Origin of the sequence: Sporosarcina sp. P37 (assembly GCF_002109365.1) — a bacterium.
GTDB lineage: Bacteria > Bacillota > Bacilli > Bacillales_A > Planococcaceae > Sporosarcina.
Map to the genome: position 1 here is coordinate 1,046,574 of NZ_CP015349.1, position 22,427 is coordinate 1,069,000.

A 22,427-nucleotide genomic window follows, 5' to 3' on the forward strand; every position below is an offset into this window, starting at 1 on the left:
TTGCGGATGATTCATAGTATACTGAATTAAAACACAATGGAGGAGATAGAATGAAAACTTATAAACTCACTGCCTATGAAAAAGACGGTTCTTTAATTACTGAGGAGACTTTTACTGCTGAATCGGATGACGCGGCAAAAGAGCAGGGCAATCAGCTGCTGACGGAAAAAGATCTTCTCGAGAAAACGCATCGCCTTGCTTCCCCTCTTGGAAAGCTATTATTATTCCATTCGTGAATCATTCCGCCTTCGAATATACTAATAAAATACTATGACAATACCCGGCATCCCTTGATGATTTATCAGATCATCGGGGGATGTTCTTTATTCAATTCACTGATAAGCCGGCCGCCATGCTTTTAACAGCTGCAAAAAAATAACAAGATTTTTCACTTAATTTGTGATACGCTATGGTCGTCAAGAAATCGTAGAAGGAAGTGACTCGTTTGAACATCGCTTTAATTGCACATGATGAAAAAAAGGCTGAATTAGTCAATTTCACAATTGCTTACGAGCAAATTTTTGCAAAACATTCTCTTTACGCAACGGGCACAACGGGATTACGCATCATGGAAGAAACCGATCTTTCCATTACGCGCCTTATGTCAGGACCGCTTGGCGGGGATCAGCAAATTGGTGCGATGATTGCGACAGGTAAGCTGGATCTGATTTTGTTCTTCCGGGATCCGCTGACTGCACAGCCGCATGAACCGGATGTGAGTGCTTTACTTCGATTATGTGATGTATACGGCATTCCGCTGGCCACTAATCTGGCTTCAGCTGAGTTACTGCTGCGTGCCGTAGAAAAAGGCTATTTCTCGTGGAGAGAAACAGCCGCTAAATATCAATAATTCCTGGTGAATGACGGTAATAGATATGGACCGGTACGCGTATCTTTTCTTCTGCTGTACGCGCCGCAAGGACCCGGCATCCAGAATAACAATAATTTCACTGAAAAGGACACGCGGTGTATTGCGTGTCTTTTTTATTATTGACCAGTAAAATTCGGTTTTCTTTTCTCCACAAAAGCCTGCACGCCTTCGCGGTGGTCAGCTGTTTTGCGCATGGCTGTCTGCGCTTCGCTTTCAAGTTTTACTATCTGCTCAAGTTCTGCAATTCCCGCTGCGTGGAGAATTTTCTTCGATGCTGCCATGGACGCGGTTGGCGAATGCAAGATGAGCTGCGCGCGCTGCTGTGCTGTGTTCCACGCTTCTCCGTCCGCTGCCAGTTCGTCGACCAGACCAATTTGCATCGCAGTTTTTCCGTCCAATACTTTTCCGGACCAGATAAGTTGTTTCGCTTTAGCCGTGCCCACACGTTCTTTCAGGAAGAAATGTCCGCCACCGTCTGGAACCAGTCCAATGCCGATGAAATTCATTGCAATCTTACTGGATTCTTCCGCGATCACCACGTCGCAGGCAATCGCGATGCTGCATCCCAGTCCCGCTGCCGCTCCGTGCACAGAAGCAATCGTAATTTGCGGCATACTGTACATAGCCAGTGCCAGCCGCGACAAGTCGACCATAACGTCTTCCATTTTCATCGGACCATTCGGATCCAGCATTGCTTTAACGTTACCGCCGGCAGAAAACGCGCGGCCTGCTCCTCTAAACAGCACGACTTGTACCGCTGAATTATCCTTTAGCTGTTCTACGATATCAGCTAATTCTTTCATCATGACCCCGTCCATTGCATTCATTGCGTCCGGCTCGTTAAACGTCACCGTTGCCAGTCTTCCTTCGATAGCCAGCTCAATCTTTTTTGTCATAAGTAACTCCCCCTTTTTATGAATGGTTATTCATTCATTACATTATACACAATTACCTGAGGATTTGCATAACTTTCTCGTAAAAAAACCCAGCCACCTCCATGACCGGGTTATTACTCATTCGTTACTTGTTTGAACGGCCGGAAATATTTCTTCCAGGAAAGCGATTTTGCGGTCAATCGCTTCTTCAAATCCCATTATATACGCAGCCGGTTCCTTTGGGTTGTGGAACTGTGTCAGCTTGCCTGTCGCCGGCTCCATAAACTTACTCGAAGCACCGCAGCCAAGTCCGATAATCGTCTGCGCTTCTTCCATAATTAAAATATTATAGAGACTTTCTTCGCCTGGCTTTGAATAGCCGACATTCTCGAGATTCCCTAAAATGTTTTTCTGGCGGTAGAGATAATATGGAATATAGCCATTATCATGCGCCCATTCTTCACCGCGCTTCATCATCTTCCCTACCGTTTCACGATCAGCCACTTGATACTTGTCTTTGTTGCGTGTCATTTCAGAAGCACGCTTGAACGATAATGTGTGAATCGTCAGAGATTCGGGCTGCATCTTTTCTGTTTCGGCAAGTGAATGTTCAAATTCAGCCAGACCTTCATTCGGCAGTCCGATGATCAGGTCCATATTGATATTACGCATCCCCTGTTCGCGGGACAGCCAATACTTGTCAATGGTCTCCTGCACTGAATGATGACGGCCAATTGCCTTTAGCGTTTCATCCGTATAGGACTGCGGATTCACGCTGATACGGTCGATGCCCCATTTTTTCAGCACTTCCAGTTTCGGAATGGTAATCGTATCAGGACGTCCGGCTTCGACTGTCACTTCACGCACCTGCTCCATATAAGGGAATGAATCCGTCATCGTTTGATACAGCGCATCCATTTCATCCGCTTCGATTGACGTAGGTGTGCCGCCGCCAAAATAGATAGTCGTGATGCGAATATTATGTTCCTGCAGCCATTTGCCGATCGCACGCATTTCCTCATGCAAACCGTCGAGAAATGTCTCCACCCGTCCATTTTTACGATGAATTGCATATGCAGGGAAAGTACAGTACGCACATTTTGTCGGACAGAACGGAATTCCGATATAAATACTCACTTCTTCTTTTAATGAATACAAATCGGGAAGTGCAGTAAGCTGAACATCTGCAATTTCCGCAATTAATTCACTTTTGCGCTCCGAAACGCGATGGCGCTTCTGGAGTAACAGCTTTGCTTCGTCAACGCTGTACCCGTCCTGGCGATACATATGATACAGCTTCGTCGGACGGATACCTGTCAATATTCCCCACTCCTGGTCCATTCCGGTTGCCTGTTCCAGTGCATCAAGCAAGACATGGGAATACATTCTCTTTCGCTGGCGGAGCTGCTCGCGTTCTTTTGTTTCCTTCACATCTTCAGAAAAAAGGGATGTAACGTGTTGCCCGTTCCATCGCAATTCCGCGGATATATTCGGCGTTTCATCATATTGTTCAGAAAACTGCACGGAGATGGCAGTTTCTTCTGGCTTGTCCGTGACGATTTTAGATTGTTCGAAAAATAAATTGGCCAAATGTGTGAACATGCGGATCCAATCTTGCGGGAATGGCTGGTTAATATATAATTGCTGCATCGTTCTCTCCTACTCTCCATCTGTTCAAAAAAACCGGCCATGGCCGGTTTCGATGAATCTATCAGTTAAAACTTTCGTATAAATCTTGTACAGGCTTCAGCACGACACGGTTAACTTCCTCAATTAATTCACTCAACTTCATTTCAGCTGTAAGCATCGCCATGATCGTCGGGTTTTCCTGCGCCAGTTGTGCTGTTTTCTGCGCATGCTCAAGCTCTTCGCCTGCAATCTCTTCACCCGCCATTTGCTTTTGCTGCAAATTCATCTGAATTTCACGGAAACTTTCGAATAGCACGCGTGCTTCTTCATCTGACTTCACATCTTCCATCGCTTTTTTCACCGCGATATACTGATCTGTCTTGCGTAACGTGGATTCCAACTTATTCATATCATCATAAATATTTACTGTCATACAATCTCCTCCTACAATCCATTTAGTGTAAGTGCGATAATTCCTTGCACGATTCCGATTACGCCGCCAAGTAAAGCGCCCAAAACCGTAATCATCTTAAACTCTCTGCGTGAAATACCGAGCACCAGATCTTCTAAAACCGCCACAGGGAACGTATCTACCTGCTCTTTCACCATTTCATCGAGCTTCAGTTTCTTTAATGATTCTTCCAGCTGCGCTTCCGCCTGTGCGAATAAAAAGCTGACAATCTTCGGCGTGACATTGGCTGCAGTCCACGTAGACCCCTGCGGCCAATATTGCACAAGACTATAATCCAGCCGGTCTCTTATTGCCAATTGATTCAGTGCGTAGTTTTTCACTGATTCAAACACACTATCAAAGTCGAAACCGGACGTCAACTGCTCCATCGGCTTCTGCTGAATATTGCGCCATTCTTTATAGATCAGCTGATTCAGTAACTCCTTTGTTCCGGGAGCATCCACAAAGCGCAGTGCCTCCCGCTGTACTTTGCCGACAAGTGAATCTGATTCTCCAAATAACATATTCAGCATACCGCCGAATGTTCCTTTGGAGTTCAGGAAATCATCTATCAGCTTTTGGAAGGTTTGCCTTCCTTCTGCGGAATCGATAAATTGGCCGGCGCGCTGCAGAATAAAATCAGCGGCCAAAGGAATTCTATCTTCAACTTGCTGCTGCCATCGAAGCGGGATAACCTCTTCGACTGTGCCCGCCGTCACTTTGGACTTCATATCGTGTAGCTGAATATCAATTAATGTCAGCAACTTTTCTTCCACTTGCTCAGGAAGTTTATCCGCACCCGCAAGGCCGAGCCAGTCATTCAATGTTTTATCGGATTGCAGGACGTATTGATCCATTTTGCCCTGAATAAACTTCTCCACCCGCTGTTGCATTCCGGGCGTCAGCATTTTCTTCCGGAACAGATCAGGCGTCAGGAGATAATTTGTTACTGTCCTGCCAAGCTGTGTCGCCAATTCATTTCGGCGTTTCGGTATCAATCCGGGTGTAAACGGCAATCGGGTCTTTCCGATATACTTTGCTTCATGTGGCCTGAAAAGCATCTTAATCGCCAGATGATTTGTCACCCCGCCGATTAATGCGCCAATAAACGCCATGAACAAAATAGTCAGTACTATTTTCAATCGCTTCACCTAATTCCACTTGGTCTTCGTTCCAATTATAACAAAAACCTGCTGAATGAAAAGGAATTAGGGGCCGGGATTTTTGACTTTACATTTGACAGCTGTTCAGGTACGTTGCAAGTAGGTGTTGCTCACACGATTGCCAGGTTAGACGACATGATATAAGGAGGCTTTCATTTCATTGAAAAAAGAAATTACTGATCACTTAGGAAGAACGGTTGTGTACAACTTTCCGCCAAAACGAATTGTTACATTATGTCCGGGTATTACTGAAACACTGTTTGGCATCGGGCTTGAAGAAGAAATTGTCGGCCGTACGCGCTATTGTATTTATCCGGAACAGGCAAAAACTGTTCCCGCTGTAGCCGGAACAAAAGATTTGCAGCTGGAAAAGATCCATGCAACAAAACCAGATCTGATTATTATGGAAAAAGAAGAAAACACACAAGAAATGGTTGAAGAACTTTCCGCTTTTTATCCGGTGTATGTAGCAGAAGTTCAAAAGATTGATGAAGCGTACCGGATGATTACCGACATGGGCATCCTGACAGATCGGGAAGAGCAGGCACGTTCGCTTTGTTCGGATATTAAACAGGCTTTCTCGGAACTTCCGGCTCTTCCAGCTGCACGGGTCGCCTACGTCATTTGGAAAAAGCCCTATATGGCCGCAGGTAAAGATACATACATCAACTCGTTACTGCAGGAAATGGGGTTCATCACGCCTTTTGCTGAATCAGCTGACCGCTACCCTGCCTTAACGGAAGAACAATTTAAAGATGCGAATCTGGATTTAGTATTACTGTCGTCAGAGCCCTATCCGTTTAAAGAAAAACAGCAGGCAGAATTTCAAAAGATGCTTCCTGATTCAGCCATTCAGCTGATCGACGGTGAAATGTTCTGGTATGGCGTACGGATGCTCGAAGGAGCAAAATACTTTAAAGAGTTTCCTTTTGATGTCTGATTTACTTCGTTCCATTAAATATAGTAGACATCCGGATTGCATGCTCCATCTCATCATGTAATGCGATGAATAGCGGGTCATACGCCGCTTCAAACGGAATAGTCAGGAACATTTCTTTATATTGCTCCACCGCTTCCAATTCATAGACCAGCGCATTTTTTGCTGATTCTTTTAAATTGGTGCAAGGAGCCGGCTTTTTCGGATTTGGCACAAATGTTCCAGTCATCATATAATGCAGCTGCTGGAACATTTCATAGTGACTTTTTTCATCTTCGTATGCATGGCGGATGAATTCCCGCCACAGCAGATCATCCGTCAGCTGATACATGGACTTATAATAAAAATATGATTTATACTCTTCCTCGATCGCATTGCGCAGTTGAGTAACAAACACACACTCATCCTTTCGTTCCTTTTGGCCAGTTTATGAAATGAACGGACAGGATATCACTACTTACCAAGTAAAGGAGAGAACACTATGCTACAACATTTCAGTTATAAAAAAATGTTCGCAGACACTGATTTGCCGGGCTGGACGATTTCGTTTTATTATAAAAATAAACAATACACCGGTGACTACCATAAAGACGGCACAGTAAATTGGACAAACGGCACACCGCCCGATGAAGATCAAGTGCTCGGAATGGTCCATGATCTTATGACTTTCCACGTCTATGAATGATACGTGCCTTAACTGACCATCCTCTTAGTAGAGGAGGTGCTGTTATGGGTAAAGAACAATCTAAAGGCAAGCAGCAGCTGGAGAAAGAACGAATGAAAATACAAAACCAGAAAACCGAAAATGTTTTCGAAGACAAAAGCCGTGTCCCAAATGAGCAAAACGCCTTTAAAGAAACACAGCCGCGCTACGGTGAGTAAAGAAATACTGACTGAAACTGAAGACAAATTCCGCAAAAAGGGAATTTGTCCTCAGTTTTTATTTTCCTTCATATCCTCGCGGCGCCTTCAAACGCCGGTCAGCGATACAACTACGTATTTTGTCAGCACCATATCTTGTTAATCGTAAAAATATTTTTTCTATTGTATAAGTGAATGGAATTGTATTTTCTGCCTATATAAATTATTATAAGAGATAACTAACTTTACTTTACAGGAGGTGTACGCTTTGTTCTTTTCCCTCATCCGGGTTAAGCGCGAAGCTATTATTTGGATATTGCCATACGCTTGGCAGCATTTGCTGCCTTGATCGCTATCACCGCTTTTTTTGTTGCGTGTGAATTTGCAATCGTGAAAGTCCGCTCATCGCGTCTCGATCAGCTGATCGATGAAGGAAATAAACGTGCGGTTCTTTCTAAAAAAATTGCCGATAATTTAGATGAATATTTATCAGCTTGTCAGCTAGGAATTACGATTTCGGCTCTTGGTCTCGGTATGCTCGGGGAACCGACAGTGCGCATGATGCTGGAACCGGTTTTTGAAACACTTACGCTGGATGCCAATGTCGAAACCATTCTTTCATTCACCGTCGCTTTAGCGATTGTTACCTATTTGCATGTCGTGGTGGGAGAATTAGCTCCAAAAACCATCGCATTGCATAAGGCGGAGGAATTGTCCTTGTCACTTGCGGTGCCCCTGAATCTATTTTACCGGCTGATGTACCCGATCATTAAAGGAATGAACGGATCAGCACGACTCGTTACACGATTGCTAGGCTTCAAATCCATTTCCGAATTAGAAGTAGGTCATACCGAAGAAGAATTGCGAATCATCTTATCCGACAGTTTGCGCAGCGGTGAAATCAACCAGGCAGAGTATAAATACGTGAACCGGATTTTCGAATTTGATGATCGTGTCGCTAAAGAAATCATGCTGCCTCGAACGGAAATGATGACTGTAGATAAAGAAATGACATTATCTGAAGTATTTGAACTGATGGATGTTGAGCAATACACACGCTATCCGATTATCGACGGCGATAAAGACCATGTCATCGGATTGATCAACATGAAAAATTTATTGACTGCTTATATTAAAGATCCTACAAACGGCAGCAAGTCAGTCGTAAATTATATGCAGCCAATTATTCGGGTCATCGAAACCGTTCCTATCGGAGATTTGCTTTTGCAAATTCAGCGTGAACGTATACATATGGCGGTTCTTCTCGACGAGTATGGCGGAACATCCGGCCTCGTTACTATAGAAGATATATTGGAAGAAATCGTTGGCGAAATTCGGGACGAGTTTGACCTCGACGAATTGCCGGAGCTTCAAAAAGTCGGCACAGACCATTACATCCTGGATGCCAAAATGCTGATTGAAAATGTGAACCATGCATTGAACATTGAGATTTTGGAAGAGGATATCGATACGATCGGCGGCTGGTTTATGGACCAGCGTTTTGAAGCAATACAGGGTGAAAAGATTATCGAACAAGGGTATGAATTTACTGTAAAAGAAGTGGACGGACATCATATCCTCTACCTCGAAGCTAAAAAACAGCCGCCTGATCCGGCAACCAATGAAGCCGCCGATACGTCACAATAAAAGCTTTCCCCTACAAAGGGAAAGCTTTTATGTATTCGTGAGCCTGAACTATAAGTAAAGAAAGGAGATACTTTATGAACAAAAAACAAGAAAACTGGCTCTTGTCCATGTGGGCTGCCGCACTCATCGCCACGCTCGGATCCCTTTATTTTTCAGAGATCAAAGGCTACATACCTTGTACGATGTGCTGGTATCAGCGAATCTTCATGTACCCGATTGTCTTGATCGGCCTGCTCGCACTCATTCAAAAGAATACAACAATTGCCTGGACAACCGCTGCATTTTCCTTTATCGGAGGCTGCATCTCACTCTACCATTACGGTATTCAGAAACTGTCCCTCTTACAAAATAGTGCCCCAGAATGCGGAGGAGTTTCTTGTACAGGCACATATATCAATTATTTCGGCTTTATTACAATTCCCTTTCTGGCACTGGTAGCATTCGCTTTTATTTTCATCGCAAGTCTTGTACTCTTAAAACATACAAAGGAGTGAACCACAATGAAAAAATTATTAGCTATTGGCGGAATTATTGTCGTAATCTTTATTTTGATCATCGTCCTCAATAATAAGTCCAATGAAACAAAACTGGCGGACAACCCGTATGGCAAGAATAATCTGCAGCAGTCCACTATCGATTTGCTGGACAATGAAAATTATCAGAACGTCGCGCTTCCTGAGGATATTTTTAAACAGATCGAAAGCGGAGAACCGACAACGGTGTATTACTTCAGCCCAGATTGTCCGCACTGTATGGACATGACACCGCGTCTTATGCCGATCGCAGACGAATATGATGCGCACGTCTATCAGTACAACTTGCTTGAATTCGAAAATGAATTAAAAAGCGAATATGATATTACCGCATGGCCTACTCTTGTACATTACAAAGATGGAAAAGAGCAGGGCAGAACAGTAGGCTCACAGCCAGACGACCAGATCAGAGCATTCTTTGACGAATTTGAAAGCAACTAAGGAGACTATTCAGATGACAAGTTTTCATTACACGACCCGGCAACCCGGCGAGACCATTGAAAAATTATTGAGAGAACAGTGGCAGGGCGGCAAGAAATCCGTTCACCAAATGCGCATGGATAAAAGCGTAACCAATACAGAAGGCGAGCCGGTGGAATGGAAAGAACTGCTCCCTGAAGGAACTGAATTGATTTTCGGTTTTAACGGTGTGCATTCTTCCTACAAACCCGAGCCATTTGATTCACTTCGTGTCCTTTGGGAAGACGAGCATGTACTCGCAGTCTACAAACCGGCAGGGCTTTCTGTTCACCCTGAACACGCTCCCGGCACCGGCACATTGATGAACGAGGTCATGGGATATATTGAATCTAAAGGCGGCACTTATGCAGAACATATTCACCGCCTCGACCAGCATACGGCAGGCATTCTGCTCATTGCGAAGCACCCGCTTGCAAAAACGATGTTTGACCGGATGCTGGAACAGAATCAAATTGAGCGGTACTATACTGCCGAATTAGAAGGACAGCTTAGAAAGCCACGCGGCACAATCAATATGCCAATTGGAAAAGACCGGTATCACGCCACAAGACGCAGAGTATCTCCGTCCGGCCAATCCGCTGTTACACACTTCAAAGTGCTCGAACGCAAACCTGACACTACTTTGGTCGAGGCGCAGTTAGAAACTGGCCGCACACACCAAATCCGGGTTCACTTTGCGCACCTCGGACACCCCGTAGTCGGTGATCAGCTGTATGGCAGTGAGACAATCGCAAGAGGACCCTATAAACTGGTCGCTTCCAAAGTGGCATTTACACATCCAATCACATCGGAAGTAACCGTACTGGAAACTGAATAAAACAAAACAGAGCTGTCCGTGCCGCCGTACTCTTACGACCTCATGCGACAGCTCTTTCTTGTCTCTCCGCCTAAAATTACAATTGCTGCGGAAGATGGAGGAGACTCTGATAGGATCAGCGTAAATCCGAATTACCGGACAGATGTCTTAATTTCTGCAAAGTGCACAGATATACGGCAATCCCCAAATAGATACCCACTCACAATCCCCTGCAATTACACATTAAACTTTCACTTTTTAAAAAAAATGCCCCTGAAGTGCGTTGACTTCCGGGACATTCCATTATAATTACTTCACCAGCAACTGCTGAATACTGCTTTCCAGCCGCTTATCCACTTCTTTCGCATCTTCAATATGCTCCACGATCAGCTCATGTGCTGCAGAAAATAGCGAATTGGCTTTTTGCAACTCTTTTTGCATGAGAGCGGATAACTCATTTTGTTCCACAATCATCTTTTCAATCGAAGATATATCCAATTGACTTTCTTGAACCGTCTCCAGAATATGATCAATTTTAGAGGCAGTCTGTAAACTGACAGCCACTCCCTGTTCGATCAGCTTGGAACTTTTCTTCGTCTCCTCAAGCGCCTGGAGAATTTCATCCTTAAGAGAACTTGTCAGCTGCTGAATGTCTTTCGTGCTGGAAGACGTACTTTCCGCCAGCTTCCGTACTTCCTGAGCAACAACTGAAAATCCTTTGCCATACTCACCTGCCCTGGCAGCCTCTATGGAAGCATTCAGTGCCAGCAGATTCGTTTGGGCAGCGATATTTTCAATCACACCGACAATCGACTGAATCTCTACCGAGCGGTCGCTTAACTGTGCCATGCTTTCTCCCGTTTCCGCCATATGCGCACCTAAGTCTTTCATGACCTGAGCAGTTAATCGGACGTCCTCTGCTCCATGTTCTGCTTCTTTCACCATATAAATTGATTTTTCTTCCAATGAACGGCCGTTATCTTGCAGCTGTGCAGATGAGTCTGTCGTTTTCTCACTCAGTTCCTGTATGATATGAAAACTGTCTTCGATGCTCGATACAGCTTCGCCTAAAACATGATGCTGCGCGTTTACTTTTTCATGCTGGGCCACTGCTGCAGTCAATTCTGTCTCTGCCTGCTTAAAACGCTGTGGATCCGGCTTCTTCTCCTGAATAGGCGGCATCTGAATGTTTATATGCTCATTCAGCGCGCGCCGCTCGGGCTGTCTTCTGAATATCCCCATCTTGTTCACCCCTGCCAGTATTTGATCGATCAGAATGTGTCAGGATCAGATCCCGTACGTTCATCGCGATGTAATGCATTAATCATTGCCATATCAGAAAGTGTTAACTCAAAATCAGCTATTTCACTGTTTTCCTCAATACGGCTGAGAGTGACAGATTTAGGAATAACAATCAGTCCGTTTTGAATATGCCATCTCAGGATAACTTGTGCAATCGTCTTGTCATACTGTGCTGCAATTGCAGCAAGGACAGCATCTTCCAGCAGCTGTCCTCTCGCTAATGGGCTCCAGGAAGTCACCGCGATTTGGTGTTCGCTGCAGAACTGGCGCAATGATTCCTGCGTCAGGCGCGGGTGTATTTCCACCTGGTTCACCATCGGAGAGATATTTGCTATCGTAAAAATTTCCTGCAGATGCGATTCATGATGGTTGGAAACTCCTGTAGCACGGATTAGTTTTTCATCATACAGTCTCTCAATCGCACGATATGTATCTACATATTTTCCTGTCACTGGCCAATGTGTCAAATACAAGTCTAAATAGTTCATATCCAGTCTGGTCAATGAGCGTTCAAATGCGCGTAAAGTCTCATCGTATCCTTGTTCATCATTCCATACTTTAGATGTTATGAACAAGTCTTCACGGGCAATGCCAGTATTGCGGATTGCTTCACCCACCACTTGTTCATTTGCGTAAATAGATGCCGTATCAATTGCGCGGTATCCTGCTGAAACCGCTTTCTCAACTGCCTGCATCGTTTGCTCCGGTTCCGTCATTTTGTATGTGCCTAAACCAAACTGCGGCATCTGCACGCCGTTGCTCAGAATGACCATTTGATCAAAAATAGTCGCCATGTAAATTCCTCCTTTATATACTCTTAGTGCAATTGTACCTTACTTCATAAGATTTACGAATACTTTTTCGATATAACAGGTTGATTTCTTTCAAGAAAACGAATATTATGGTCTGTGGTCATAAATATGTTCGTAATCTAAGGAGAGAATATAAAGTGTTTCAATTAAAGAAGAATCAAACGACGGTTAAAACGGAAATACTGGCTGGGATGACTACATTCCTGACAATGGTCTATATCGTGATCGTGAATCCGATCATTTTGTCAGATGCCGGTGTCCCCTTTGACCAAGTCTTTTTAGCTACTATTATAGCTACTGTGATAGGCACATTATGGATGGCTTTATTCGCCAATTACCCGATCGCAATCGCGCCCGGCATGGGGCTGAACGCGTATTTTGCCTCTGTTGTCATCGGATCTGACGGCCGGCTTGATTATTTGACCGCGTTTTCTGCAGTCTTTATCGCGGGTTTGATCTTTGTATTATTATCCATGACATCTTTCCGGGAAAAGCTTATTGAAGAAATACCCGAGAATCTTAAACATGGAATTACTGCCGGAATCGGCCTGTTTATCGCATTTATCGGACTGCGCCTGTCAGGTCTGGTAATCCCCCACGAGTCCAATATCGTGCAGCTTGGTGAACTTACTTCACCTTCCGTCTTGCTGACGCTGTTTGGACTGATGGTCACTATCATTTTAATGAACAGAAACGTCTACGGAGCAATTTTCATAGGGATGATTGCAACAGGTGCAGTCGCCTTCTTCACGAAACAGCTGAAGTTTGAAGGCTTCGTGAAAATGCCTCATCTGCCGGAAGGAATCCTTGTATGGAATCCTGTCCAGGCAATGGGCGATGTCATCTCATACGGTTTATACGGTGTCGTACTGTCGTTTCTGCTCGTGACATTATTTGATACAACCGGCACGATGATTGGTGTTGCTAAACAGGCGGGATTGATGAAAGGCAACTCCTTACCGCGCGCACGTCACGCCCTTTTAGCAGATTCAGTGGCCGCTACAGTAGGCTCCATGGCTGGAACAAGCCCCACATCTGCTTATGTCGAATCGTCTTCTGGTGTAGCGGTGGGCGGCCGCACAGGACTGACTACATTAACAGTCGCTGTGCTGTTCATTGCTGCAGCATTCTTCAGTCCGGTCGTCAATGCACTGTCAGGTGTAGCTGCCATCACGGCGCCTGCTTTAATAATAGTAGGGAGTCTGATGATCGGCGCAGTGAAAAATATCGACTGGGATTCATTCGATGAATCATTCCCAGCATTCCTAGTAATTTTGACGATGCCGCTCACTTCCAGTATTGCGACGGGAATCGCATTGGGGTTCATCACGTACCCGCTGCTGAAAATTACAAAAGGACAAGGAAAGCAAGTCCCCTTGCTTCTTTATGTCTTCGCTGTGCTTTTCGCTTATCAGCTGTTATTCCTGCCGCATTAAGATTTGTTAGTAACCTGTCACATAATCTGACGAAGAACATTTCATTTACACGATTTTTACGGTATACTGTGTAAAGGACTACTGATTTTATAGGAGGTACAAACAGATGAGATTAATCCTTATTATGGCTGTTTGTTTTGCATTCTTATCTGCAATCCTTACAGGCGGATACGAAAACAAACCAGGCGAATCAAAAACTAAGTAAAAAAAACGGGATCGGCTTATGGCCAATCCCGTTTTCTTTATGTTAAATGTGCAAATTTCTGTTGACGAAGCGCTTCATAAATCAGGATGGCCGCTGTATTCGACAAATTCAACGATCGGATATGCTCGTCATTCATCGGTATACGCAAACAGCTTTCTTTAAACTTCTCCGTTATTTCATTCGGCAGTCCTGACGTTTCTTTTCCAAATACAAAGAAAATATCCTTGTCCGTATCCGAATAATCAAATGTATCATAACTTGTCTCACCGAATTTTGTAATGAAATAAAACTCTCCCTGCGGATAGGCATCCAAAAACTCCTGGATTCCCTCATGATACGTTATCTGAACATGCTCCCAGTAATCAAGTCCGGCACGCTTGAGCATCTTATCCTCCGTTGAAAACCCAAGCGGCTTTATTAAATGAAGTGCCGTGTCAGTGCCGGCACATGTACGTGCAATATTTCCCGTGTTCGCAGGAATCTGCGGTTCGAATAATGCGACATGAATCGTCATCTTACTACCTTCTTTCAATTAATATACAGCTGTTCCATAGCTTGCGTAATTTCAGCAAGAACAGACTCATCTTCCTCACTGTCCAGGCTTCTTGCAAGACCTTCCTGTGCTTCTGCAGTTCCAATTTGTCCAAGCGCCCAAGCAGCTGTACCTCTAATCATAGGCCTTGGATCATCACGCAGTAATCTGGTGAGCTCCGGCACTGCAGCCTCCTCCTTAAAATGCGCCAGAGCAATCAGCGCATTCCGCTGAATCGGATTTTTTCCGCGCCACGAACCCGACATATGACCGTACTGTTCTTTAAATTGCCGGTTTGATAATGTCAGCATAGTCAGCAGCAGCGGCTTAACACGCTCAGGCTCCGGCGTAAATGCCAGCTGATGGGTATGATTCATCCCTTTATTTTTCGGACAAACGGTCTGACATGTATCGCAGCCATACAACCGGTTACCAATCTTGTGCCGAAATTCTTCGGGTACAGATTTCTTTGTCTGCGTCAGAAATGCAATACAGCGCTGAGCATCTAATTGTCCCGGCTGCACAAGCGCGCCTGTCGGACATACATCCAGGCATAAATTACAGTCCAGGCACTGATCTTCCATTGGCTCATCAGGCGCAAACGGCAGATTGGTGATCATCTCACCCAAATATACATACGAACCGAATTCCGGTGTAATGATGGAACAATTCTTCGCTGACCATCCAATACCCGCACGTTCCGCCACTGCCCGGTCTGCAAGCTCACCTGTATCCACCATCGAACGCAGACGTGCATCCGGCACTTTGGTAAGAATGAATAATTCCAGCTGTGCAAGTTTGTCCCGCAATACCGTATGATAATCTTCACCCCAGGAAGCTCTGCAAAACATTCCTCGGCGTTCCCCTCTTTTTCCGCGGGGACTGTCCGTCATTTTTGACGGATAGGCAACTGCTATAGAAATAATGCTTTCGGCCTGATCCAGCAATAAAAGCGGATTTGTTCGTTTTTCCACATCTGGCTCTTCAAAGCCGGATTGATATTTCAGTTGCTGCTGTTGTTTCAGACGATCTTTCAACTGTACAAACGGGGCAGCTGTCGTAAAACCAATTTTGTCAATACCAATGGACGTCGCAAACGTTCGTATTTCATCCTGTAACTGAGCGACATTCACCATTCCCCGCCTCCCTTATGATAAGATGAAGTAAAATTACAAGCAGGTGATCCCGATGCAACTTACTGTCGATCCTTCTATATTTACGAAGATTCCTGATTTCAAATTAGGCATAATCTATTATAACAAAACAATCGTCTCTGCATCACCTCAGATGCTAAAAGGCCGGCTTCAATTATTTCAGGAACAAATTTATTTTGAGCTTTTAGATAAAGAGTTCACAGATTTCCAAGGCCTCGCGGAATGGCAGGCTGTCTGGAGAACACTTGGTGCCGATCCTGCCGTCCGTCCTCCTGCCCTGCAATCACTGATGCAGCAAATCAGAGAACATCACTATACTCCATCTTTCCACAGTGCGGAGGATCTGAACATATTCTTTTCACTGCAATATGAAATCCCCGCTGTCATTTATGATACCGATAAAATAGCCGGGGACATCACACTGTCCATTGGAACTGCTGATGACGGCTATGAAGGCCTGAACAATGAATTCAACACCTTTGACAAACTGTTGCTGCTCAGCGACGGATACAGCCCATTCGGCAGTCCCTACGTCGACTCTATACGGACAGCTGTAACCGAAGAAACAGAAAATATTTTACAGCTGCTATTCATTCATCCTTCATTAGACAATGAGAAAGCTTTACAATTAACCGAAGCATGCGGAAAAATGTTTACCAGCATTAACGGCGGTGACTATACCGCTTTCCTGGCAGATAAACAACACCACTCCTGCACAATTACAAATGAGGTGGAATCATGAATATCACATTGGCTGAAGCGATTAAATTAAAAAGCATACTGTCTAAACAACTTCGCGAACTGGAAGCGGAAGCACATCGTGTCGCTTTCATCACGGTTGAAAAAGGTGCGGCGCGACCAGCCGTTACACGAACACTGGAAGCTGTAGAAGCCGAAATGGATCAGGTGAGAAAAGATCAGCGCAGACTGGATTTTCTAATTTACGCAGCAAACAGTACACATACGGTAGAATTTGAAGGCCAGCACATAACACTGGTCGAAGCCATCGAGCTGGCAATTCAGCTGCGTGCGAAATCTTCTTTCTATAAAACATTTTCACTGGCAAATAAAGAAGAGATCCAATATGGCTTTGCAGAAGCCGCGACAGTCTACCGTATCGCATTATTTGATCCGGAAGAATACCGTCTAAAAGCACAGCGAGCTGAAAAAGCGGCACATCAGCTCTCCAATCGAATCAATATGAAAAACTATACCATTGTTTTGGATTTTGACGGTTCCAATTACTTCTGACCTCAAAAAGGTGAGACTCCTTTTTGAGGCATAGAGTGACGATTGTGAAAACCTACATGATGAAACCAATCACTCATCACCCTTTACACATTGACCCATGACCAATAACCATCCATGTCCACGGCAATGAACCTTACTGCGCAACACCCTTTCACATGAATCCTCTATGGCCCGCTGTCCCTCTTTTTGATGGGCGGCGGGTATTTTCATACTTCCTGATCATAGTTCTATTTTATATAATGAAGAGTTACATCTCTTAGGACGTATACAGAGATAGGGATCACTTCATGATGGTTTCTAGCACTGGCACCTGAAATACAATTACTAATTCTGGATGTGATAAAAAGTTCCGTACCATGCTACATAAATTTCATCATGATGGGCATCATAACCTTTATCTAACTTAATGACTTTATGGGAGGTCTTTCATTTTGAATATAACGGAGAGCACGTTATCCATTTTTGCTTTAGGCGGCATAAATGAAATTGGTAAAAATATGTATGTGCTTCAATATGGAGATGACATCATCCTCATAGACTGTGGTGCCAAGTTCCCGGATGAAACCCTATTAGGCGTGGATTTAATTATTCAGGATATATCATACTTACAAAAAAACAAAAATAAAATCCGTGCCTTGCTTGTAACTCACGGGCATGAAGATCATATCGGCGGTATTCCATACTTACTGAAACAGCTAAGTATTCCCGTGTATGCCACTAATTTGACGCTCGGATTAATTACACTGAAATTGAAAGAACACGGGCTTTTGCGTGCAACGGAACTTAAAATGATTAATGCCGATTCGAATATCGAAGCCGGTGCGATGAACGTGACATTCTTTGAGGTAAATCATAGTATTCCAGATTGTCTGGGTATTGCCATTCATACGCCAGAAGGAACTGTGGTGCATACAGGCGACTTTAAGTTTGATTTAACACCTATAAATGGGAGGTATCCGGATTTTTATAAACTCGCTAAAATTGGTAACCGCGGGGTGCTGCTTTTATTATCCGAAAGCACTAATGCTGAAAGCCCGGGTTTCACACAATCTGAACGTATAGTTGGCGAACATATTGAAGATGCATTTCGAAAGGCCGACCAAAAAATATTTATCTCTACATTCGCATCAAACGTTTATCGTGTTCAGCAAATTATTAATGCTGCCGTAAAAACAAATCGAAAGGTTGCTTTGCTCGGCAGAAGTATGGTAAATATCGTATCAGTCGCAGCGGAACTAGGATATTTAACAATACCTGATGGCACTTTGATAGAGGCAAATGAAATCAATCGGATGGCACCAGATGAGGTTGTCATTATTTGTACAGGCAGTCAAGGTGAACCTATGGCAGCATTGTCCCGGTTATCCACTTCAAACTACCGTCAAGCATCTGTAGTGGCTGGAGACACCGTTATTCTTGCGTCCAGCCCTATACCTGGCAATGAAAAAAGCGTGTCGCACATCATCGATAATTTATTCCATTTAGGGGCCAAAGTTATCTATGGATCTGGCAGCACATCAGGTATGCATGTTTCAGGACATGCTTTCCAGGAAGAATTAAAACTCATGCTTACCTTGTTGAAGCCAACCTATTTCATTCCCATTCACGGTGAATATCGTATGCTTCAGCAACACCGGACATTAGCCGAATCGGTTGGCCTGAAAAGTGAGAACATCTTCATTATTAATAATGGAGATGTAGTAGATATTACCAACTCTGTTGCCACTCAAATGAGACGGGTACAAGCTGGTAATGTTTTCGTGGATGGACTGGGCATTGGAGATGTCGGGAAAATTGTATTGCGTGATCGTAAATTGCTCTCAGAAGAGGGAATGCTGATTGTTGTAGTTACCCTAGCCAAAATGGATTGTAAAATCATATCAAATCCGCATATAATTTCCCGTGGGTTTGTGTATGAACGTGCTGCGGAGGATCTCTATAATGAAGTGAATCAGCTAGTTATTACGATCGTTAACCAATCACAACGATCAAATGGAGATAAACGAAATGAATTAAAACATAACCTGAAGAAGGCAATTGAAAACCTGTTATACACCCAAACAAAAAGAAGGCCGATGATTCTTCCGTTCATAATTGAAATATAAACAGACAATCAAAAGCCTACTATTTTTTTCATTTTGCCCGCAATAAAGCTGAATGATTATTTCATCACTACTCTTTAAGCACGATACGTTCTCATAACCTGTAAAATGGAATAAGCCCCTTTTTATAAAGAAAAGCGACGATATTCAAAAAAGAATAAGGAATTTTTTTGAGAAAGAAACGTTTACAGTAAAATTGATGATGTGCTTTTTTAAGATCTCTCCATTGCTTGCAGTTTTTCTGTTGTCTGTATCGTGCAACATCAATGAGCTTTATCTTATTATTAGGAGTGATGATAATATTACGCAAGTGAATGTCTGAAGGATTTAAACCTAATTCCGAAGCCAGTGACAGTGCATAGTCTGTTTCTTTAATATGATCAGATGTAATGTGAATCCCGTGGGTCATACATTCAAAAAGTGTATGACCTTCAATGTAATCCATAACAATATAATTCAATCCGCTTTCATAAATAGTTGGAAAATAATCAACCTCTTGAAGTAAATTGTATATTTCAGATTCTTCTTCAGCAATGTACGCAGAATTTGGAAAGAACACTTTAATTGCTTTACTTGATGATTGAATTCTGAAAACAAATGCACTTCTCCCCGTTCCTACTAGCTTTAAAGAACTATCTGAGCTGATTAAGTGATTTTTCTTATTAATGATGACTGAATTTACAAGTTCTAGATAATTATTCAAAGTGCAACCTCCAATTACTTTAAAAAATAAAAAAAGACGCTATAACCAATTCCGGTCATAACGTCTTAAATAAAAATGACCTTACCAAATAATCGGTAAGGTCTCGCAAACAACAATTGTTGCCAATAAAGCCGGGGATTCATATCCCGTATTGACGACTTTACTGTATTAGCTACTCCCCTTAGTGGAAGTTGAATATTTTATTTTGTATAGCTACTATATGTGTAAATGACTTACATGTCAATCTGTTCCGACTTCCTTTAGCTTTTTATTGTGTTTTGCAAGATAAAAGTGCAGAAGAATGCAAAGTAAAATACATAAGCTTGCCAGCCTTCATTTCAGTATTATTTTTGACGTGATAAAGCGTTTGTTACTCTAAAACTATCTCCCGTAAAATTCAATATATGGGCATGATGTATCACCCGATCTACTAATGCTGCAGTCAATCTAGAATCGCTAAAAACGCGATTCCACTGACTAAATTCCAAGTTTGATGTGATGATTAAACTTTTTTGTTCGTACCAGTCAGAAATCAGCTGAAAGAGGAGTTCTGCCCCTTCCTTATTGAATGGTATGTACCCCATTTCATCCAATATGATAAGGTCTACGTTTTTAAAACGCGCTCTAAACTGCGTTGACTTTCCCTCCTGCCAGGATTTCTCCAATGCTTCTGCTAGATCTGAAACCCGGTAAAATCGTACTTCAAGCCCTCTTTTACACGCATCATAACCAATGGCCGTAGCTAAGTGAGTCTTTCCTGTACCGGGCGCACCGGTTAGAATGACATTCTCTTTGCGCCTGATGAAACTTAACGTACATAATTCTTGCGAATCAATATGAGAGGGAAAATGAATCTGTTCATTCCATTGAAATGCCGAAAGGGACTTCTTTTGCAGAAATCTTGCTTTCTTAATCAATCTCTCGGCTTTCGTTTCTTCCCGTAACTGCAGCTCTTTTTTTAATAAAGCTTCAAGAAATTGAGCAGAATTTTCAAATGGGATATCTGAATAAACATCATGCACGTGCGCTAAGCGCAATGCTTTGCACATGGTCTGTAAATCTTGGGTCATTTCCCCTCACCTTCAATCTGAGGAGCACTCTGAAGCTGATCATACTTGCTCCAATCAATGTTATAGGGATGCGCATCTGGCTCTTTTAACTCGTCCGATTGACCACTTAAGAGTTCGTAGAATTGATTATTGATTTCATTCATTTCATACGTAGCTAAAAGCCCGATAATCCATTGAATACGCTCTTTGCGAATCGAAAGATTAGAGATGTTTAGATATTCAAAGAGTCGACCAGGTAAATAAGCTGAATAACGTGAATAGCTTACTGCCCGTGGTTTACTCAACCATGCTTTCAAGATGGATTGCCAAGGAATCTCGCGATTCTTATGCATATAGGGTCGGTTGTCTTGATATAACGGCTCTCCGTGAGGAGACACCACCTTAAAGCGATCCCAGTACTTCACTACGGATAATTGACTGTAATTATATCCTTTTGGAACATACACCTTCGTTTTATCTAACGTGATTTCTCCATACTTATTCGCTTTTGTTTTCTCCTCTTTGAATACTGGATATTCTTCTTCAGGTAATGCTAAAAGATATTGATGCTCCTCCTCCAGTAACTCTTGTAACGGAACTTGCTTCTTATAGTGAATACGTTGTCGATCTGTCGTTAGTTGCTCTTGCAGTAGCTTTGTCAAGTGGTCTAAGTCCTCTATAACAGGGGCCGGAGTGATAAAGTTATATCGAACATATCCCACCTTATTTTCTACATTTCCTTTTTCGTGACCAGAATATGGATTACAGGCTTGTGGTTCAAATCCATAATGAGTGGCGAACTGTAAAAATTCTTGGGTAAAAGCAGCCTCTTCATTTCTATTCCTTGGTTTCACCACTGCAGTTTTCATGTTATCAATACGGATTGTTCTTGGAATACCACCAAGTTGATCGAAGATAAGTTTCATACCGTGTAAAAGACACTCTTGATTTTCTGCTGGCAATGGGATGGCAAATGCACTGTTACTAAAAGGAAGCGTCATAACCAAACAATGAACATCTCGGTATTTTCCATCCTGCACAGCTTGCATCAATCCGAAATCTAATTGTGCCTCAGCAGGGGGATGGATGAGTCTCTCATAGCTTTTGTCTTTCGTTTCATCCTCCAGGTCTTCTCTTCCTTCACGCCATTCTTGAATATAGTTTGAAACAGTCCGATAGGACCCCTCGAATCCCATCTCTTGCAAGGCCTTAAAAATTCCTTTATTAGTTCTTCTATCTTTTCTTTTAAGCTTCTGATCTTCCCAAAGCCAATCTCCAACAATTTCTCCCCATTTTTCTCTATACATCATTCCCGATCTTTTTCTCTTTGCTTCTTTAGGTAATAGATCACCATCAGCATACTTTTTAGCAGTTCTCCAATTAATTCCTAAGGTTTTAGATATCTTGTTGATAGATAATGATTTCTGATTTCTCATTAGTTTGATACAATTAATTTCAGGCATTGTCAGCATTCCTTTCAACCTCCACTGGTTTTGATTCGACACCAATACAGTAGAGAAGTTTGAAGAGGCTGGCAAGCCTTTTTTTATTGAAACTTACGTTGCAATGTTATGTACTTTTTCATTTCAAAACTATGTACTTCTATTTTGCACTAAACATTTATAGATAAACATAGAT

Annotated in this window: 25 protein-coding genes; 13 read left to right on the top strand and 12 right to left on the bottom strand. The window is 43.1% G+C overall.

The features are described from left to right. The first annotated feature begins 50 nt into the window (after positions 1 to 50). Complete coding sequence (locus SporoP37_RS05480) at positions 51 to 236, top strand: YhzD family protein (protein ID WP_081242722.1); 186 nt, start codon at positions 51 to 53, stop codon at positions 234 to 236. A gap of 209 nt (positions 237 to 445) precedes the next feature. Beyond that, a complete protein-coding gene (gene mgsA, locus SporoP37_RS05485) occupies positions 446 to 850 on the top strand; it encodes a methylglyoxal synthase (protein ID WP_231293305.1) in 405 nt (134 codons plus the stop codon). A 137-nt stretch (positions 851 to 987) separates the two neighbouring features. On the opposite strand, the gene SporoP37_RS05490 is transcribed toward mgsA, so the two are convergent. From SporoP37_RS05490 to SporoP37_RS05505, 4 genes are all read right to left on the bottom strand, one after another. After that, positions 988 to 1,767: an enoyl-CoA hydratase gene (locus SporoP37_RS05490; RefSeq protein ID WP_085430467.1), complete on the bottom strand. Its 780-nt coding sequence runs from the start codon at positions 1,765 to 1,767 to the stop codon at positions 988 to 990. Between the two features lie 117 nt (positions 1,768 to 1,884). Then, the gene (locus tag SporoP37_RS05495) at positions 1,885 to 3,396 is read right to left on the bottom strand and encodes a coproporphyrinogen III oxidase (RefSeq protein WP_085430468.1); all 1,512 of its coding nucleotides are present in this window, start codon (positions 3,394 to 3,396) and stop codon (positions 1,885 to 1,887) included. Positions 3,397 to 3,457: 61 nt separating this feature from the next. After that, positions 3,458 to 3,808, bottom strand: a complete 351-nt coding sequence (locus tag SporoP37_RS05500) for a YlbF/YmcA family competence regulator (protein ID WP_081242726.1) — start codon at positions 3,806 to 3,808, stop codon at positions 3,458 to 3,460. Positions 3,809 to 3,819: 11 nt separating this feature from the next. Then, positions 3,820 to 4,977 carry a DUF445 domain-containing protein gene (locus tag SporoP37_RS05505; RefSeq protein WP_085430469.1) on the bottom strand — a complete coding sequence of 386 codons (1,158 nt, stop codon included), beginning with the start codon at positions 4,975 to 4,977 and terminating at the stop codon, positions 3,820 to 3,822. Positions 4,978 to 5,149: 172 nt separating this feature from the next. On the opposite strand from SporoP37_RS05505, the gene SporoP37_RS05510 reads away from it, so the two are divergent. Then, positions 5,150 to 5,929, top strand: a complete 780-nt coding sequence (locus tag SporoP37_RS05510) for a helical backbone metal receptor (protein ID WP_085430470.1) — start codon at positions 5,150 to 5,152, stop codon at positions 5,927 to 5,929. Position 5,930: 1 nt separating this feature from the next. On the opposite strand, the gene SporoP37_RS05515 is transcribed toward SporoP37_RS05510, so the two are convergent. Then, positions 5,931 to 6,323, bottom strand: coding sequence for a ferritin-like domain-containing protein (locus tag SporoP37_RS05515; RefSeq protein WP_081242729.1), 393 nt, complete (start codon positions 6,321 to 6,323; stop codon positions 5,931 to 5,933). Positions 6,324 to 6,407: 84 nt separating this feature from the next. Here SporoP37_RS05515 and SporoP37_RS05520 point away from each other — a divergent pair, with 84 nt between their 5' ends. The 6 genes from SporoP37_RS05520 to SporoP37_RS05540 all read left to right on the top strand — a co-directional run bounded on the left by SporoP37_RS05520 (position 6,408) and on the right by SporoP37_RS05540 (position 10,264). Next, entirely contained in the window at positions 6,408 to 6,611 is a 204-nt protein-coding gene (locus tag SporoP37_RS05520) for a YheE family protein (RefSeq protein WP_081242730.1), read from the top strand. A 44-nt stretch (positions 6,612 to 6,655) separates the two neighbouring features. Then, positions 6,656 to 6,808 (top strand): hypothetical protein, encoded by a 153-nt coding sequence (locus tag SporoP37_RS16895; protein ID WP_155961311.1) that lies wholly within the window; start codon positions 6,656 to 6,658, stop codon positions 6,806 to 6,808. Between the two features lie 288 nt (positions 6,809 to 7,096). Continuing rightward, positions 7,097 to 8,434, top strand: a complete 1,338-nt coding sequence (locus tag SporoP37_RS05525) for a hemolysin family protein (protein WP_085430471.1) — start codon at positions 7,097 to 7,099, stop codon at positions 8,432 to 8,434. Between the two features lie 74 nt (positions 8,435 to 8,508). Next, on the top strand, positions 8,509 to 8,928 hold the full coding sequence (locus SporoP37_RS05530) for a disulfide oxidoreductase (protein WP_081242732.1): 420 nt from the start codon (positions 8,509 to 8,511) through the stop codon (positions 8,926 to 8,928). A 6-nt stretch (positions 8,929 to 8,934) separates the two neighbouring features. After that, the gene (locus tag SporoP37_RS05535; protein WP_081242733.1) at positions 8,935 to 9,408 is read left to right on the top strand and encodes a thioredoxin family protein; all 474 of its coding nucleotides are present in this window, start codon (positions 8,935 to 8,937) and stop codon (positions 9,406 to 9,408) included. A gap of 13 nt (positions 9,409 to 9,421) precedes the next feature. After that, positions 9,422 to 10,264, top strand: a complete 843-nt coding sequence (locus tag SporoP37_RS05540; protein ID WP_085430472.1) for an RluA family pseudouridine synthase — start codon at positions 9,422 to 9,424, stop codon at positions 10,262 to 10,264. A 288-nt stretch (positions 10,265 to 10,552) separates the two neighbouring features. On the opposite strand, the gene SporoP37_RS05545 is transcribed toward SporoP37_RS05540, so the two are convergent. After that, the gene (locus tag SporoP37_RS05545; RefSeq protein ID WP_085430473.1) at positions 10,553 to 11,485 is read right to left on the bottom strand and encodes a methyl-accepting chemotaxis protein; all 933 of its coding nucleotides are present in this window, start codon (positions 11,483 to 11,485) and stop codon (positions 10,553 to 10,555) included. 29 nt (positions 11,486 to 11,514) lie between these two features. Next, entirely contained in the window at positions 11,515 to 12,339 is an 825-nt protein-coding gene (locus SporoP37_RS05550; RefSeq protein WP_081242736.1) for an aldo/keto reductase, read from the bottom strand. A gap of 155 nt (positions 12,340 to 12,494) precedes the next feature. Here SporoP37_RS05550 and SporoP37_RS05555 point away from each other — a divergent pair, with 155 nt between their 5' ends. Continuing rightward, positions 12,495 to 13,793 carry an NCS2 family permease gene (locus SporoP37_RS05555; protein ID WP_085430474.1) on the top strand — a complete coding sequence of 433 codons (1,299 nt, stop codon included), beginning with the start codon at positions 12,495 to 12,497 and terminating at the stop codon, positions 13,791 to 13,793. Positions 13,794 to 14,035: 242 nt separating this feature from the next. Here SporoP37_RS05555 and trmL read toward each other — a convergent pair whose 3' ends face one another. Then, positions 14,036 to 14,512, bottom strand: a complete 477-nt coding sequence (trmL, locus tag SporoP37_RS05560) for a tRNA (uridine(34)/cytosine(34)/5-carboxymethylaminomethyluridine(34)-2'-O)-methyltransferase TrmL (protein WP_081242738.1) — start codon at positions 14,510 to 14,512, stop codon at positions 14,036 to 14,038. A 14-nt stretch (positions 14,513 to 14,526) separates the two neighbouring features. Then, complete coding sequence (gene queG / locus SporoP37_RS05565) at positions 14,527 to 15,663, bottom strand: tRNA epoxyqueuosine(34) reductase QueG (protein WP_085431692.1); 1,137 nt, start codon at positions 15,661 to 15,663, stop codon at positions 14,527 to 14,529. A 55-nt stretch (positions 15,664 to 15,718) separates the two neighbouring features. Here queG and SporoP37_RS05570 point away from each other — a divergent pair, with 55 nt between their 5' ends. The 3 genes from SporoP37_RS05570 to SporoP37_RS05580 all read left to right on the top strand — a co-directional run bounded on the left by SporoP37_RS05570 (position 15,719) and on the right by SporoP37_RS05580 (position 19,040). Beyond that, positions 15,719 to 16,426, top strand: a complete 708-nt coding sequence (locus SporoP37_RS05570; RefSeq protein WP_085430475.1) for a B3/B4 domain-containing protein — start codon at positions 15,719 to 15,721, stop codon at positions 16,424 to 16,426. Next, positions 16,423 to 16,935 (top strand): hypothetical protein, encoded by a 513-nt coding sequence (locus tag SporoP37_RS05575; RefSeq protein ID WP_085430476.1) that lies wholly within the window; start codon positions 16,423 to 16,425, stop codon positions 16,933 to 16,935. Before SporoP37_RS05570 ends, SporoP37_RS05575 begins: the two co-directional genes overlap by 4 nt. A gap of 431 nt (positions 16,936 to 17,366) precedes the next feature. After that, complete coding sequence (locus tag SporoP37_RS05580) at positions 17,367 to 19,040, top strand: ribonuclease J (protein WP_085430477.1); 1,674 nt, start codon at positions 17,367 to 17,369, stop codon at positions 19,038 to 19,040. A 91-nt stretch (positions 19,041 to 19,131) separates the two neighbouring features. Here SporoP37_RS05580 and SporoP37_RS05585 read toward each other — a convergent pair whose 3' ends face one another. The 3 genes from SporoP37_RS05585 to istA all read right to left on the bottom strand — a co-directional run bounded on the left by SporoP37_RS05585 (position 19,132) and on the right by istA (position 22,225). Beyond that, entirely contained in the window at positions 19,132 to 19,740 is a 609-nt protein-coding gene (locus SporoP37_RS05585) for a serine/threonine protein kinase (RefSeq protein WP_085430478.1), read from the bottom strand. A 344-nt stretch (positions 19,741 to 20,084) separates the two neighbouring features. Further along, on the bottom strand, positions 20,085 to 20,810 hold the full coding sequence (gene istB / locus SporoP37_RS05590) for an IS21-like element helper ATPase IstB (RefSeq protein WP_085430033.1): 726 nt from the start codon (positions 20,808 to 20,810) through the stop codon (positions 20,085 to 20,087). Beyond that, positions 20,807 to 22,225, bottom strand: coding sequence for an IS21 family transposase (gene istA / locus SporoP37_RS05595; RefSeq protein ID WP_335696860.1), 1,419 nt, complete (start codon positions 22,223 to 22,225; stop codon positions 20,807 to 20,809). The genes istB and istA overlap by 4 nt, the downstream gene beginning before the upstream one ends. Positions 22,226 to 22,427: the final 202 nt, after the last annotated feature.